Origin of the sequence: Bacillus sp. FJAT-53060 (assembly GCF_037104745.1) — a bacterium.
Taxonomy (GTDB): domain Bacteria; phylum Bacillota; class Bacilli; order Bacillales; family Bacillaceae; genus Bacillus; species Bacillus stratosphericus_B.
On sequence record NZ_JBAWSW010000007.1, the window covers coordinates 32,364 to 46,146 of the forward strand.

Sequence of the window (13,783 nt, forward strand, 5' to 3'; positions counted from 1 at the left end):
TGCCGAACTCTTTTATAGTACAGGAATGACTTCTTCCAATCTCATGCCACGGGAAGCTTTGACTAGAACCACATCATTAGGCTCTGCCACTGCAGCTAGTTTTTTCTTCAAGTCTTCTTTGTCCATATAAGAGCACACACGCGCGTCTCCAAATGCTTTTTTTGCTCCTTCAGCAATGAATGCACCTAGACGTCCATACGTTAAAACATGGTCGATAAAATCAGGCTTGATGTACTGACCTAATTCATAATGATATGTTTCTTCTTCGCTACCCATCTCCAACATATCTCCGAGTACTAGAATACGATTTGCAAAGCCGTCCATATCCCCTACAAGGTCAATCGCCGCTTTCATGGATGTAGGACTCGCATTGTACGCATCGTTTATCACCGTAATTCCTTGATCTGTTTTAAAAAGCTCAAGACGCATCCCTGTCAATTTCGTTTGCATCAGTCCTTGGGCTATATGTCTTTCAGTCAGCCCAAAGTGCTCGCCAATGGCAATAGCGGCAAGCGCATTCTTCACATTATGTTTCCCTAATACAGGAATGAGAAACGCCTGGGCATATCCTTCCACTTGAAATTTAGTTCCTTCTGCAAGCTGGTTGATGTGAGTTACCTTGATATCACAGTCCTCTGCTTCTCCAAAAGTCTTTACTTTGTGTGTCAGTGTATTCGCTCTTTCGCGAAGCAGGGGCTCATCTCCTAAGTAATAAAAGATGCCATCCTCTTTTAACCCTTTTGTGATCTCACATTTTGCATCTGCGATGGCTTCTCTTGATCCTAGGTCTTGCATATGAGATTCTCCAATATTGGTGATAACCGCTGCATTAGGTTCAGCAAGATTTGATAAAAACTCGATCTCTCCTTTTGCACTCATGCCCATCTCCAAAACAGCGATTTCTGTTCCTTCGGGCATCGCAAGAATAGTGAGAGGAAGGCCGATGTGATTATTAAAATTGCCAACTGTTTTATGGGCTTGATATGCAGTTTGTAATACAGAATGAATCATGTCTTTCGTTGTTGTTTTCCCATTACTTCCTGTAATACCTACAACACGAGGATTTTCCTCTATTAAGTAGGATTTAGACAGTTGTTGAAGTGCAGTCAGTGTATCCTCTACAAGAATGACTGGAACACCTTCGGGTGGATTGGTTTCTTTTTGATTCCAAAGAACAGCTGCGGCCCCAAGCTCCACTGCTTTTGAAGCAAATGTATGACCGTTAAAATGTTCTCCAATAAGCGGGATAAACAGTGCGCCTTTTGAGACTTGTCTTGTATCTGTGGTGACTCCGTGAATCTGCTCTTCCCCAAAAGCTTGATTAGATAATGTTCCACCAGCCATTTGGGAGATTTGTTTCACTGTACGTTTGATCATGATTTTTCGCCTCTCTTTCTTATTACACGTTTGAAGGAAAAGAGACACTACCTGTTGGATAGTGTCTGCTTGTTGCTCTGATTAAAAAGTTGTTTTAATGGTTTGTTTTTCTTGATGGCGTTCAACGGCAAGTGACACCAGCTTTTCAATCAACTCAGGATACTCTACACCAGTATGTTTCCAAAGGAGCGGGAACATACTGAATGGTGTGAATCCAGGCATTGTATTCACTTCATTAATTAGCACTGTACCTTCCTCTGTGAGGAAAAAGTCTGCACGCACAAGACCAGATCCATCAATGGCTTTAAATGCTTTAATCGCCATATCTTGAATCGTCTTGTATTCATCCTCTGAAACACTCGCAGGAATGATCAAATCTGTATCGCCATCTTCATATTTTGCTTTGTAATCATAAAAATCTGTTTTAGGTGCAATTTCACCAACAACAGAGCATTTCGGATCATCATTTCCTAATACACCAATTTCGATTTCTCTTCCAATGACGCCTTCTTCCACGACAACACGACGATCATATTGAAAGGCTAAATCAAATGCGGCCTGAAGCTCTTCTGTGCTGCGACATTTAGTAATCCCAACACTTGATCCCATGTTGGCAGGTTTCACAAAGCAAGGGTAGCCAAGTACTTGTGCCACCTGCTCTAAGCTGTCTGCTTTTGTTTTCTCATAGTCTTTTTTATTGAAGGAAAGGTGTTTTGCTTGTGCAAGACCTGCTTGAGCAAAAACATCTTTCATCATGACTTTATCCATACCTGCAGCAGAAGCGAGAACGCCGTTGCCGACATACGGGATATTTAATAGTTCAAGTAATCCTTGCATTGTTCCATCTTCACCATTTGGGCCGTGCAGTAATGGAAAGACGACATCAATCTTCTCATCTGCTGATGAAGGCTGTGGAAACATGCTCTCATTTAATGAAGTTGGTAAAAACGTCTTTGCATTTTGTTCAAATTGAAGCATTTTGACGTTTGAGACTGGTTCAGTGAGTTTTTCTCCTCTTAGCCATTCGCCCTCTTCTGTAATATAAATTGGATGTATATCAAACTTCTCAGTATTCAGTGCTTTTGTAACTGCAAGGGCTGTTTGCAGTGATACATTATGTTCGGCTGACTTTCCGCCGTAAACCAATCCTAAACTTATTTTCAATGGATACTCCCCCCACTAAAATTCATCTTTACTATCTTATCACTTTCAAGTGAAAATGCTCTAATTAATTTTTTGTTGTCATGGAATCGAAGTGATTTGTAAAGGTTGTCAGCCCCCCAAGCTTTGTATGTCAATTGCCTTTATTTTATATTAAAATGACATTGAAAAGGAGTTGTGACAAATTGAAAAAAATCACAAGTACTAAACAATTCAATGAAATCATTCAATCAGACAAAGAAGTCCTCATTAAATTCTTTGCGACATGGTGTCCTGATTGTACGAGAATGGACATGTTCATTCCAGACATTATAGAGTTTTATGCTCAGTATGAATGGGTTGAGATAAACAAGGATGACTTCCCTGAATTAGCGGAAACGTATCAGGTGATGGGTATTCCAAGCCTGTTAATTTTCAAAAATGGTGAAAAAACAGCGCACTTACACAGTGCGAATGCAAAATCACCTGAAGAAGTGACAGAGTTTCTTCAAAAACACGTTTCATAATTGGTTGAATGAAGGACATCAGCAAACTCTTGCTGGTGTTTTTTTCATCTCTTCTTCTAGGTCCTCTATAATCAAATCTCTACATAAGACGATATGTGAGGCCAAAACGTTTCAACGAAAAAAGAATGTTTTATCTGATTTCACGACAAGAATTGACAGCGAATTATTTCCTGGGAAAGAATTTATCGTCGATATGGAAGTGAATATGTCAGTTGTTTGAATTTTCTAAATCGAATCTTTACTTCTGACATTTGACTTTGTATAATGGAGTCGCTAATTGAAAATGATTATTAATTTCATCCGAGTGAAATTATTATAGATACCCATTCTGATAAAGGAGCGATGATTCACATGTCTAAAAAAAAATCAAAACATACCAGCAATTGATTGAGGAAAACAAGAAGACGATCCTGCGTGATCCTAAAATGATGGAGAGTATATATGAAACCATCGACAAAAAGCATCAGAAGCAGCTTGCGGCTACTGGACGTGAATCATAAACACAAAGTAGCCAGGCATTTGTCTGCCTCAACCGTGAAAAGCCGATAAAATCTGCTATTCCATTTTATCGGCTTTTGTTTTAATGTGATTTCGCTACACGGTCTTGCTTCATTCCTAAGTAAATGAGCATATACGTAAGATAACCCATTGTCATCGTTAAACCACCGAAGAAAAATTGAGAAAACACAGGCTCCTCAAATGTTGTGACCGCAGCAAGAATGATCCAGCTCACATATAAATAGACCATGAACCATTTCAAATTTCTTTTAAGTGTATAGAGAAAGAAAAGACCGGCTAATGAAAAGATCCCTAGCGCTAGTCTGAAATAAACAAGATGATCAAATTGGAAGGCAAAAGACACGAACGAAAACGACAGCAGCAACAAAATTGGTAAAGCTGTAATGAAATTTTTCAAGATAGTGCCACCTCCATGACTCCTCCTATTATAAAACAAAATCAGCCGTTTATCGTGATATCCAGACTGATTTTCACAAAGTTGCCACGAATTTTTCTTGTTATTTTACTTAATTTTCACACATTTACGTCACGCTTCCAAAAAAGGAACCAAGCAGTGCCAACAAAGAATACAAAATGTGCTCCTACAATCAATAGAGATAACATAGGACTCATTCCATTAAAGGGTGGCGGTCCTTGGAAGCTGTATTGCCAGAAATCCGTATTAGCAAAAAGCAGGATTTTCCCCCACTGAATTTCTAAGAGTGACATGATGGGTACGATCGATTTAGCCGCATACAACACAAAAAATGAAGTGACGAGTGCGATCATGCTGTTCCTAAACAAACTAGAACACATCAACGCAAAGCTGGCCATCATGATTACTTCCACCCACTGAGATCCGATGACTGCAAACGTAAGGAGGAATAACCGTTCAGTTCCTGCATCAAATTCAGTACCAAAAAAAATAAGACCAAAAAGAAAGGATAACACATAATAATAAAGAAACAGGTATGTGACTGTCAGCACAAGTGTTATGTATTTTGACAGGAAAATATGCAGTCTTGTCTTTGGCCGGATCAATAAAAACAAAATCGTTCTTTTTTGAAACTCTGTTGAGATCAGTGTTGCCCCAATAACGACAGCAAGTACTTGTAAAATAAGCACCACATTCGTGGAGTAGGCAAAATAGTTCGCGACAGTGTCCTGTCCACCAAGATTGGATATGACTCGTTTCATCACTAAAACCATCGTCATTTGAAAGACAACGATCAATCCAAGTGCAATGAGTGTGATTTTTTGTCTCATGATTTTTCTATGCTCATTCTTGATGAGTTGAAGCATCTGCTGTCCCGCCTTCCGTCCATTTCATAAAGGCCTCTTCAATTGATCGTTTTTGAGGCGTCATTTCAAGTACATCAAACCCTGCCAACACAAGCTGTTTGTTAAGCTCTGGCACACGGTCTTTGTTCAGTTGAAGCATCACACGCTGCCCATTTTGTTCATATGTATATCCATGTTCATCGAGCCATGAAGCTGCCTTTTCTACAGGTTGAATATTCATCAACACCTGCTCCTGTCCACCAATGCCCCGAAGATTTACATCGGCTTTGATCTGTCCTTTTTGAATAATGATCATGCGGTCACATAACTCCTCTACCTCGTGCAATAGATGTGTGGCAAATAATACAGAAGTCCCTTCTTCTTGTACGAGCGTTTGCAAATGCTCACGAAATTCCTTCATTCCTGAGGGATCAAGTCCATTTAGCGGTTCATCTAATATAAGCAGGTTTGGTTGATGTAAAATAGCTTGTGCAATCCCAAGCTTTTGTTTCATCCCTAATGAATACGTCTTGACCTTCTGATGAATGGCGTTCTCCAGTCGAAGTCTTTCCACCACTTCACAAATGCGCTTCTCGGATATCCCATCATGCATGACCGCATACAACTCAAGGTTTTCAAATCCTGTTAAATACGAATAAAATTCAGGGTTTTCTATGATAGCACCAATAGATGCCATCGATTTTTGACATTCATCATCTTGAGAATATCCATTGATCATGATCCGGCCTTTGTTTTTTTTCATCAAGCCAACAATTAATTTAATCAAGGTAGTTTTCCCCGACCCATTCGGTCCGAGTAAACCGACAATCTCCCCTTGGCCAATTTCCATAGAAATATCTTGCAAAATCATATGCCGACCAATTTCTTTATCGACTTTCTCTACTTTTAGAACAGCAGACTGCAAAGTGATTCCTCCTTCTGATTTAAAGCCTATGACGGCAGTTAAGGCCGCTCATTCTGTTAAGAGTATATCACGCAAGACAAGGAGCTCCATGAAAAAAAGGCTGACCTAGTCAGCCCTTCTTGCCTATTACATCGATAGGTTAGGTGATGATGATGTGTCCTTCTCATGTTTCTTCTCGGTCTCAGAAACAATGACGGCACATGCTGCGTCACCTGTAATATTGACAACGGTTCTTGCCATATCTAATAAGCGGTCTATACCAAGGATGAGCGCAATGCCTTCAACAGGAAGCCCCACAGAATCCAATACCATTGCGAGCATAATCAAACCAACCCCAGGCACACCTGCTGTCCCAATACTTGCTAATACGGCAGTTAAAACAACTGTTACCATTTGCAAGAGCGTCAATTCAACACCAAATACTTGTGCAATAAAGATCGTTGCGACTCCTTGCATAATTGCCGTTCCATCCATATTGATCGTGGCCCCTAATGGCTGCACAAAGCTAGAAATAGGCTCTGGTACTTTAAGCTTCTTCTGAGCTGTTTCCATTGAAACCGGAAGAACTGCACTACTGCTTGACGTACTAAATGCCACGACCATCGCAGGTGAAAAATCTTTAAAGAATGTAAAAGGATTTCGTTTTGCAAATAAAGCCAAAGTTGAACCATATGTGAGAAAGAAATGGACAAATAGCGCTACTAGAACCACTGAAAAGTACAGTCCCATGGCTTTAATTGCATTAAGACCTTGGCTCCCAATAGCAGTTACTATTAAGCCAAAAGTTCCGTATGGGGCAAATTTCATGACAACTCCCACAAGGTACATCATGAGTTCATTGCCTTGATTTAATATTTTTAGTAACCCCTCTGTTTTTTTACCTAATACTGCAATACCTAGACCTAAGAATACACAGAACACAATAATTTGTAACATATTTCCTTCAACTAGAGATTGGACTGGATTTGATGGAATGATGTTTAATAATGTGTCAACCGTAGATGGTGCTTCTTGAGGTTCGTATTCTGCCCCCTTTGTATCGAATGTACCAAAAGAACCAGGTTTAATTAATAATGCTAAAGACATTGCAATGATAATAGCGAACGTTGTTGTAAGTAGGAAATATAAGATGCTTTTCGCGCCGATTCGACCAAGCTTTTTCGGATCACCAAGCCCTGCCACGCCAAGTGTGATGGAAAAGAACACGATTGGCACAACTAACATTTTAATTAGATTTAAAAAGATTTGACCTAGAGGTGTGAATAGATAAGGATCTAACACTTTGAATACATTTGGAGCAAAAATGTTAAGCAAAAGTCCCGTGATTGCACCTACAATAAGGGCAATAATAATTTTTGTAGACAGCTTCATAAAATCTCCCCTTCCTCGTCAAAAAGACCCACGAGGAGAGTTTTCTCGTGGGCCTGCGTGTCCTTACATGTACCACCGTTTTTACTCTCTTCACGCTGATGAGGTTAGCTGACGGGTTAGGACGAAGAGATGTCCTTTTTTCTATTCATAGAAAAATTCACCCCCAAATAGTGGGTCCCCCATTCCTTTAGAAGGATTAAGCGTGTGGTTATTATGATATATTCATACTATTTATACCTTATTTTTTGAAAATTGTAAAGGTTCAAATAGACTTTTTAACTACTTTCCTCCTTGTTTGTGACCTCCAAAATATCTAGGATAAACACAAAAATTGGAATACCAATAATGAGCCCCCAAATGCCAATATAGTGTTCAGAAAAAATGAGCACAATAAACGTAAAGAAAATAGGGAGTTCTGTTTTAGCTGACATGAGCTTTGGATTTAAGAAATAGGCTTCAATTGCATGGATGATCACGATTACTAGCACAATATAAATAACGTATATTCCGCCTCCAAGTGTGTACGCAATAATGCTCAACGGAATGAGAGAGATGACCACACCTGCTACAGGAATTAAGCCTAGCAAGAAGACCATCACGGCTAATCCAAATAACTGCGGGAATCCCATAATCCCAAGAGCAATTGTCGTTAACACACAGTTAACAGTTGCAATAATAAACTGTGCTTCGAGTACCTTTCCAAACGTTCTGGAGAATTTACGTCCAAAGAAGGCAATTTCATGATAGAACACGGAGATTTTACTCGTTTTGAATTTTTTCATAAATTGAATGAGGCGTTCCTTTTCAAACAGGAAGAACATGCTTAATATTAAGGACATTATGACCTGGATACTGAACGTGCTGAAATCGGTTAAGTATGCATAGAGGAAATTAAACCCTTTCTCAAAGAAAGCTGATATTTTGAAATCTCCGAATACGTTGGTGATGACGTCAAAGAAGGGTAAATCTTGTGGATGATCTGCAATTTTCTTCCCTAAATGAAATAGCTGCTCCACCTGTTTGGCGATGATTGGCACAAAAACAAATCCGCCAAACGTCAATCCACCAGCGAGAAGAATGTACAAAATGGTAATGACCGATTTCTGTCCTATTTTAAGGAATCGATTTAAAAAGCCTCTAATAACCCCCTCTAACCGATTCATCAAAAAGGTAAATATGAAGGTCAGGAGAATTAAATTCATCATTCCTCTTAATAGATATAATACTGTGGCTAATACTACAAATACTGAAAACCGCTTAATACCGGGTTTTTCGAACAATTTTAAAAATGCCGCCATTACGTTACACACCTGCCAGGACTAAAGTCTATTTTTCATCGTATCTGATATACATTATATCGGATCTTTCTGTAAATTATATAACAAATGGTCAATGAGGTCTTACGAATCGTACTATTTTTATGTAGCTTTCATGTTTTTTCTTTTCATCACAAGAAAAAACCGAACCCCATGTAGAACATAAGGTTTCGGTTTTTGGTTATTTATACTATACAGCCTGCTTGATATTCCGCATTTCCTGAAGCGCTGTTTTGCTTTTTGCTTCGTCAAATTCACCTTCACTTTTCGCTACAACAATTGTTGCAATTCCATTTCCAATCAAATTTGTAATAGCTCTTCCTTCACTCATGAATCGGTCAACTCCTAGCAGCAGTGCAAGCCCTTCAAGCGGAATCACCTGAAGCGCAGCAAGTGTAGATGCCAGCACGATAAATCCGCTTCCTGTCACCCCAGCTGCTCCCTTTGATGTGAGCATAAGAACAAGGATAATGGTGATCTGTTGACCGATTGACAAATCAACACCAAACACTTGCGCTAAGAAGACCACGGCCATTGATAAGTATATAGAGGTTCCATCTAAGTTAAAGGAATAACCTGTTGGAATGACAAGACCCACAACTGACTTAGAGCATCCATAACGTTCCATTTTATCCATCATTCTTGGCAGCACTGATTCGGAAGAACTTGTACCAAGAACAATTAAAATTTCATCTTTGATAAAACGTAGATAACCGAACAGGCTAAAGCCATACATTTTACAAATGATATTCAGTACGACGAAGATGAACAGGAACATGGTCAAATAAACTGAGAGCATCAGACTCGCCAGCGGTTTAATCGAAGCCAAACCAAAGTGTCCGATCGTATAGGCCATTGCCCCAAATGCACCTAATGGCGCTGCACGCATGATATAGCCAATGATTTTGAAAAAAACAAGTGATAGCTTATCAAGCCATTCGATGATTCCTTTCCCCTTCTCCCCAAGTGAAGCAAGCGCAACACCAAATAAAATAGAGAAAAATAAGACCTGTAAAATATCGCCCTTCGCAAAGGCATCTACCATGTTAGATGGCACAATGTGTGTGACAAACTCCATCCAGTCAATACCCTGTCCTCCATTTTGGATATACTGTGAGACATCCCCTTTTTCAAGCTTACTATAGTCAAGACCTGCTCCCGGCTTCATGATATTGACAACAAAAAGGCCGATGACAAGTGCAAGTGTTGTGACGACTTCAAAATAAATAAATGCTTTCCCCCCAACTTTCCCCACCTTTTTCATATCACCCATCTTGGCAATACCAAGAACAATGGTTAAGAAAATAATTGGAGCAATGACCATTTTGACTGCATTAATAAATGTGTCACCAAGCGGTTTCATTTCCTTCCCGACGTTTGGCCAGACCATCCCAACAATGATCCCGATGATAACCGCTGCAATCACCTGGAATGTCAGGTTATTAAAAAGCCTCTTCATAAAAAATCCACTCCCTCACCCTTTGATGTAAACGCTTAACTATTATCTGAAGATAAATGATAGCGATTTCATTAAAGGCTGTGAAGCTTATGAACATATCGTACATTTTGGTCTTTTTGGTCTCTTAGTCAGAATGTTTGATATATTTATTCACAGGCCGTCCTACCCCGCCATATTGCATATCTAATTTCAACTCGCCTTCTTTTACAAGAAAATCTAAATAGCGGCGGGCCGTGACACGAGCGATACCAAGTGCATTGGCTACTTCCTCTGCGGATTGCGCTCCTTCTTGTAAACTCATATATGCTTTAACTTCGTTCATCGTATGCACATTCAGCCCCTTAGGGAGCCACGTATCTTCCTGCTTAACGGCGGGCTTTCTTATGATATCGTCCAGCATCTCCTGAGAGAATTCGGCTGCAGTACGAATTTTCGATTTAAACGCTTTATAACTTTCAAGAGATTCTTTCATTCGTCTAAATTTGAACGGTTTGATGATATAATCTCGCGCACCATTTTGAAGCATAACACCAATTGTCTCTTTATCCTTCGCTGCAGAAATCACGATCACATCCACCTTCATCTTTTGCTTTCTAATGTCTTGCAACGTTTTGACTCCATCTTTCTTTGGCATATAGACATCAAGTACAACAAGGTCTGGGCGAATGTCTTTGATGAGCTGGATGCCCTGTTCTCCATTCCCTGTTACAGCCACTACTTGAAAGCCAGGAATACTCATAATGAACTCTTTATTGACCTCTTGCACCATTGGATCATCTTCAATTAATAGCACCTTAATCTGAGTCATCTGTCTCTCTCCTCTATGATCATTGGGAATTCGATTGAGAAGGTGGTACCAATGCCGATGCTTGATGTGACTTCTACATTTCCCATCCCTTTGTCGATAATCGTTTTTACAATATACAGGCCATAGCCTGTTCCGTTTTCTTTGCCGTGTGTGAAGCCTTTATCGAAAATATGAGGAATCATTTTCTCTTCTATTCCCAAGCCATGATCCTCAATCAAAATGGCAAGAACATCCTCCGTTTGATCAATACTAATGGAAATCAGCTTTGTTTCTCTTTCTACAGAATCAAACGAAGCAAAGGCATTTTCAATAAGATTACCAAGAAGCTTCGTCATATCATGCTGATCTAGACGCTCTGGAAAGCAACGCAGACAGCTATTTTCATCTACCTCCACTTTTATGCCTAGCTCCTTGCCCCTTCTCATCTTGCTCATCAAGAGGCCTGCGACTGCATCGTGCTGAATGACCCGGTGAAGAAAGTCCGTGACATGTTCCTGTTCTTCAGTCGTTTGAAACGCAAGGTCGAGTGCCTGATCGGCTTTACCAAGCTGAATCAGCCCCGCAATGGTATGCAGCTTATTCATATGCTCGTGATTCTGCACCCGCAGGCCGTCAACGAAGTTCTTGACCCCAGTTAGTTCCTCCGCCAATTTGGCAGCCTCTGTCCGGTCTTGAAAAATAGCGACTGCTCCGATGATCTTCTTTTTCATCACAATTGGAATCCGGCTGCTCATAATCCGCTTTCCGCTCATATGAATTTCTTCATTGTAGACTGGTTCTGCTCGATCAATAATTTCAGGGAGTCTAGTATCTGACAACACATCCCAAATATTTCGTCCCACTACATCACCTGTCACCACAAAAATTTGCTTCGCCTTTTCATTGAAGATTGTAATCATATGCTGATTATCGATGGCGATGACCCCTTCATTAATAGAGTGAAAGGTGGCGGTGCGTTCCTCTAGCATCCTGACAATCTCATGCGGCTCAAGCTTAAACATTTGCTGCTTTATATGGCGGGCAAGCAAAAATGAACCCACAAGTCCAAAGCTGAGCGTCAGCAGGAGGAGCATGAGAATATCCTGCTTCATTTCTCCTAATATATCTACCATGCTTGGCAGCGTTCTCCCGACAAGTACAACCCCTGTTTGGTTAAATTTTTCATCCTTCACTGGATAAAAAGCTCTAATGGCTGTCCCAAGCTCTCCCTCTGCTTCTGAGAAATAAATATGCTCTGCAAAAGCCGGCTCTTCATCTGTCCCCTCTGAGCGCTGACCAATTCTTTCCTTCACTGGATGCGTTAATCTCATATGATCCATATCCATGACAACAATATAGTCAGCGTCTTGAATAATACGAATCTCTTCAATCGCATGCTGTAATCGAGAACGTTCCTTTGTCTGATCGGCTAACGCCTGCTTCACCTCATTCATCTCAGCCACTGTTCTCGCTGTGTTCATGAGTCTTTTTCTCAGCTCTCGTTCCTCCGTTTGTTGAATTCCCCCGACAAGGACAATTCCTCCGATTAAAAGGGCGAAAATGACAACAAAATATGTCAAGATGGTGAGTTTCCACCTAATAGATAATTGTTGTAATTTTAAGCGATTTCTTATCATTTTTTCACCTGTATCTTTACGAATTCTTCTTCTGTCAAGTATGCTTGACAGAAGGGGGATCTGACGCATGAAGAATTTATTCGCCTATACGCTATTGCTGATCATCGGTTTTGTAACCGCTTTATACTTTGGTTTTTATCATATGATGCCAAAAACAGCGACGATCTTTGATGATGAACAGACAGGACTGAAGGATCAGCTTGTGTTCAAATTTAGCCATGTCGTAGCCGATAATACACCAAAAGGACTGGCTGCAAAGAAATTCGCTGAGCTGGTGCACGAGAAATCCGATGGAAAGATCAGCATTCAAATTTTTTCAAACGGAAGCCTTTATTCCGATATTGAAGAGATGAATGCACTAAAGGAGAATCAAGTTCAATTTATCGCCCCGTCTACCTCTAAGCTAGGCATGCTGTCTCTAGAATGGCTGGCACTTGATCTTCCCTTTGCCTTTTCTAATTATGAAGCTGTTCAAGAAGGATTACATGGTGCGATTGGACAGAGATTGTTCGGTACGTTGCAAAAAGACGGACTAAAGGGAATGGCCTACTGGACAAATGGCTTTAAACAACTCACCTCTAATAAAGGACCAATTAAACAGCCTGGCGATTTAAAAAATCAATCTCTCCGCATTATGCAAAGCGACATGATTGAAAAACAATTCAAACTTCTTGGAGCAAAGCCCTATCAAGAATCATTCAATTCGACGTTTCAACTGTTGGAAACAAAAAAAGTAGACGGTGAAGAAAATACAATTTCAAATATTTATTCAAAAAAATTCTATCATATACAAGACTTTATGACGATTAGTAATCACGGGTATTTAGGGTATGTTGTCTTAACAGATCAATCATTCTTTGATCGCCAGACTCCTGAAACAAAGCGAATTTTACTTGAAGCGATGGAAGAAACAACGGTCTGGAATGAAAAACATGCGGAACAGCTAAATAAAGATCAGCTGGAGGACATTAAACAGGAATCTCCAATTGAGATCCACGAATTGACACAAGAAGAGAGGCAAAAATGGATGAAAGCCCTTGATCCTTTGTATGATGAAGCCGAAAAAACCATCGATTCCACCTTGATCAAACAGATCCAGGAGCTTCGGGATCGTTATGAACTTTCTCCTATGCATGCTTTTCAAGAAGATCAGTAGATAAATAAAAAACCCTTTTTAGGGATTTCTGATTGTTGCTATACAGATTCAGCTCTTTGTCTTATTCGACGTCATTTGAAAATCCTTAAAGTCTCGGAAAGACGGAGTATCGGAACGACTTTTGACATTCGTGAGCACCGGACTGCAATGAATGTAAGGGTTTGTCTTCACGCTGGCACCGCCTAAGAGGCGGTATTTTTTATGTTTTGATTGACATTACCTTTTTCCACTTACATATGATAAACAAACCTATTAGTTCAGATAGTTGACAATTCATGAAGTTGGGCATATGATGATTGAAAATTGCAT

Annotated in this window: 13 protein-coding genes and 1 riboswitch; of the genes, 3 read left to right on the plus strand and 10 right to left on the minus strand. The window is 40.0% G+C overall.

Going from position 1 to position 13,783, the window contains the following annotated elements; all coding sequences use genetic code 11:
• Nucleotides 1–12 precede the first annotated feature (12 nt).
• Nucleotides 13–1,377 (minus strand): UDP-N-acetylmuramoyl-tripeptide--D-alanyl-D-alanine ligase, encoded by a 1,365-nt coding sequence (locus WAX46_RS04650; protein ID WP_226566624.1) that lies wholly within the window; start codon nt 1,375–1,377, stop codon nt 13–15.
• Between the two features lie 81 nt (nt 1,378–1,458).
• Nucleotides 1,459–2,541 (minus strand): D-alanine--D-alanine ligase, encoded by a 1,083-nt coding sequence (locus WAX46_RS04655; RefSeq protein WP_336493425.1) that lies wholly within the window; start codon nt 2,539–2,541, stop codon nt 1,459–1,461.
• 182 nt (nt 2,542–2,723) lie between these two features.
• On the opposite strand from WAX46_RS04655, the gene WAX46_RS04660 reads away from it, so the two are divergent.
• Nucleotides 2,724–3,044, plus strand: coding sequence for a thioredoxin family protein (locus WAX46_RS04660; protein ID WP_226566622.1), 321 nt, complete (start codon nt 2,724–2,726; stop codon nt 3,042–3,044).
• A gap of 365 nt (nt 3,045–3,409) precedes the next feature.
• A complete protein-coding gene (gene fbpB, locus WAX46_RS04665; RefSeq protein ID WP_226566664.1) occupies nt 3,410–3,544 on the plus strand; it encodes a Fur-regulated basic protein FbpB in 135 nt (44 codons plus the stop codon).
• 80 nt (nt 3,545–3,624) lie between these two features.
• Here fbpB and WAX46_RS04670 read toward each other — a convergent pair whose 3' ends face one another.
• From WAX46_RS04670 to WAX46_RS04705, 8 genes are all read right to left on the minus strand, one after another.
• Nucleotides 3,625–3,960, minus strand: a complete 336-nt coding sequence (locus WAX46_RS04670) for a hypothetical protein (RefSeq protein WP_226566621.1) — start codon at nt 3,958–3,960, stop codon at nt 3,625–3,627.
• Nucleotides 3,961–4,076: 116 nt separating this feature from the next.
• Entirely contained in the window at nt 4,077–4,844 is a 768-nt protein-coding gene (locus tag WAX46_RS04675) for an ABC transporter permease (RefSeq protein ID WP_226566620.1), read from the minus strand.
• Nucleotides 4,822–5,748, minus strand: a complete 927-nt coding sequence (locus tag WAX46_RS04680) for an ABC transporter ATP-binding protein (RefSeq protein ID WP_226566619.1) — start codon at nt 5,746–5,748, stop codon at nt 4,822–4,824. Before WAX46_RS04680 ends, WAX46_RS04675 begins: the two co-directional genes overlap by 23 nt.
• A gap of 126 nt (nt 5,749–5,874) precedes the next feature.
• Nucleotides 5,875–7,119, minus strand: coding sequence for a dicarboxylate/amino acid:cation symporter (locus tag WAX46_RS04685; RefSeq protein ID WP_226566618.1), 1,245 nt, complete (start codon nt 7,117–7,119; stop codon nt 5,875–5,877).
• A 79-nt stretch (nt 7,120–7,198) separates the two neighbouring features.
• Nucleotides 7,199–7,332, minus strand: a riboswitch (cyclic di-AMP (ydaO/yuaA leader).
• 62 nt (nt 7,333–7,394) lie between these two features.
• On the minus strand, nt 7,395–8,417 hold the full coding sequence (locus WAX46_RS04690; protein WP_226566617.1) for an AI-2E family transporter: 1,023 nt from the start codon (nt 8,415–8,417) through the stop codon (nt 7,395–7,397).
• A 208-nt stretch (nt 8,418–8,625) separates the two neighbouring features.
• Complete coding sequence (dctP, locus tag WAX46_RS04695; RefSeq protein ID WP_226566616.1) at nt 8,626–9,894, minus strand: C4-dicarboxylate transporter DctP; 1,269 nt, start codon at nt 9,892–9,894, stop codon at nt 8,626–8,628.
• A gap of 124 nt (nt 9,895–10,018) precedes the next feature.
• On the minus strand, nt 10,019–10,702 hold the full coding sequence (locus tag WAX46_RS04700) for a response regulator (protein WP_226566615.1): 684 nt from the start codon (nt 10,700–10,702) through the stop codon (nt 10,019–10,021).
• Nucleotides 10,699–12,318, minus strand: coding sequence for an ATP-binding protein (locus WAX46_RS04705; RefSeq protein WP_226566614.1), 1,620 nt, complete (start codon nt 12,316–12,318; stop codon nt 10,699–10,701). The genes WAX46_RS04700 and WAX46_RS04705 overlap by 4 nt, the downstream gene beginning before the upstream one ends.
• 67 nt (nt 12,319–12,385) lie before the next feature.
• On the opposite strand from WAX46_RS04705, the gene WAX46_RS04710 reads away from it, so the two are divergent.
• Nucleotides 12,386–13,474, plus strand: a complete 1,089-nt coding sequence (locus tag WAX46_RS04710) for a DctP family TRAP transporter solute-binding subunit (RefSeq protein ID WP_226566613.1) — start codon at nt 12,386–12,388, stop codon at nt 13,472–13,474.
• Nucleotides 13,475–13,783: the final 309 nt, after the last annotated feature.

Coding starts and splice junctions, on each gene's coding strand:
- WAX46_RS04650 (WP_226566624.1), bottom strand. CDS start 1,377: ATGATCAAACGTACAGTGAAACAAATCTCCCAAATGGCTGGTGGAACA.
- WAX46_RS04675 (WP_226566620.1), bottom strand. CDS start 4,844: ATGCTTCAACTCATCAAGAATGAGCATAGAAAAATCATGAGACAAAAA.
- WAX46_RS04685 (WP_226566618.1), bottom strand. CDS start 7,119: ATGAAGCTGTCTACAAAAATTATTATTGCCCTTATTGTAGGTGCAATC.
- WAX46_RS04690 (WP_226566617.1), bottom strand. CDS start 8,417: ATGGCGGCATTTTTAAAATTGTTCGAAAAACCCGGTATTAAGCGGTTT.
- dctP (WP_226566616.1), bottom strand. CDS start 9,894: ATGAAGAGGCTTTTTAATAACCTGACATTCCAGGTGATTGCAGCGGTT.
- WAX46_RS04700 (WP_226566615.1), bottom strand. CDS start 10,702: ATGACTCAGATTAAGGTGCTATTAATTGAAGATGATCCAATGGTGCAA.
- WAX46_RS04705 (WP_226566614.1), bottom strand. CDS start 12,318: ATGATAAGAAATCGCTTAAAATTACAACAATTATCTATTAGGTGGAAA.
- WAX46_RS04710 (WP_226566613.1), top strand. CDS start 12,386: ATGAAGAATTTATTCGCCTATACGCTATTGCTGATCATCGGTTTTGTA.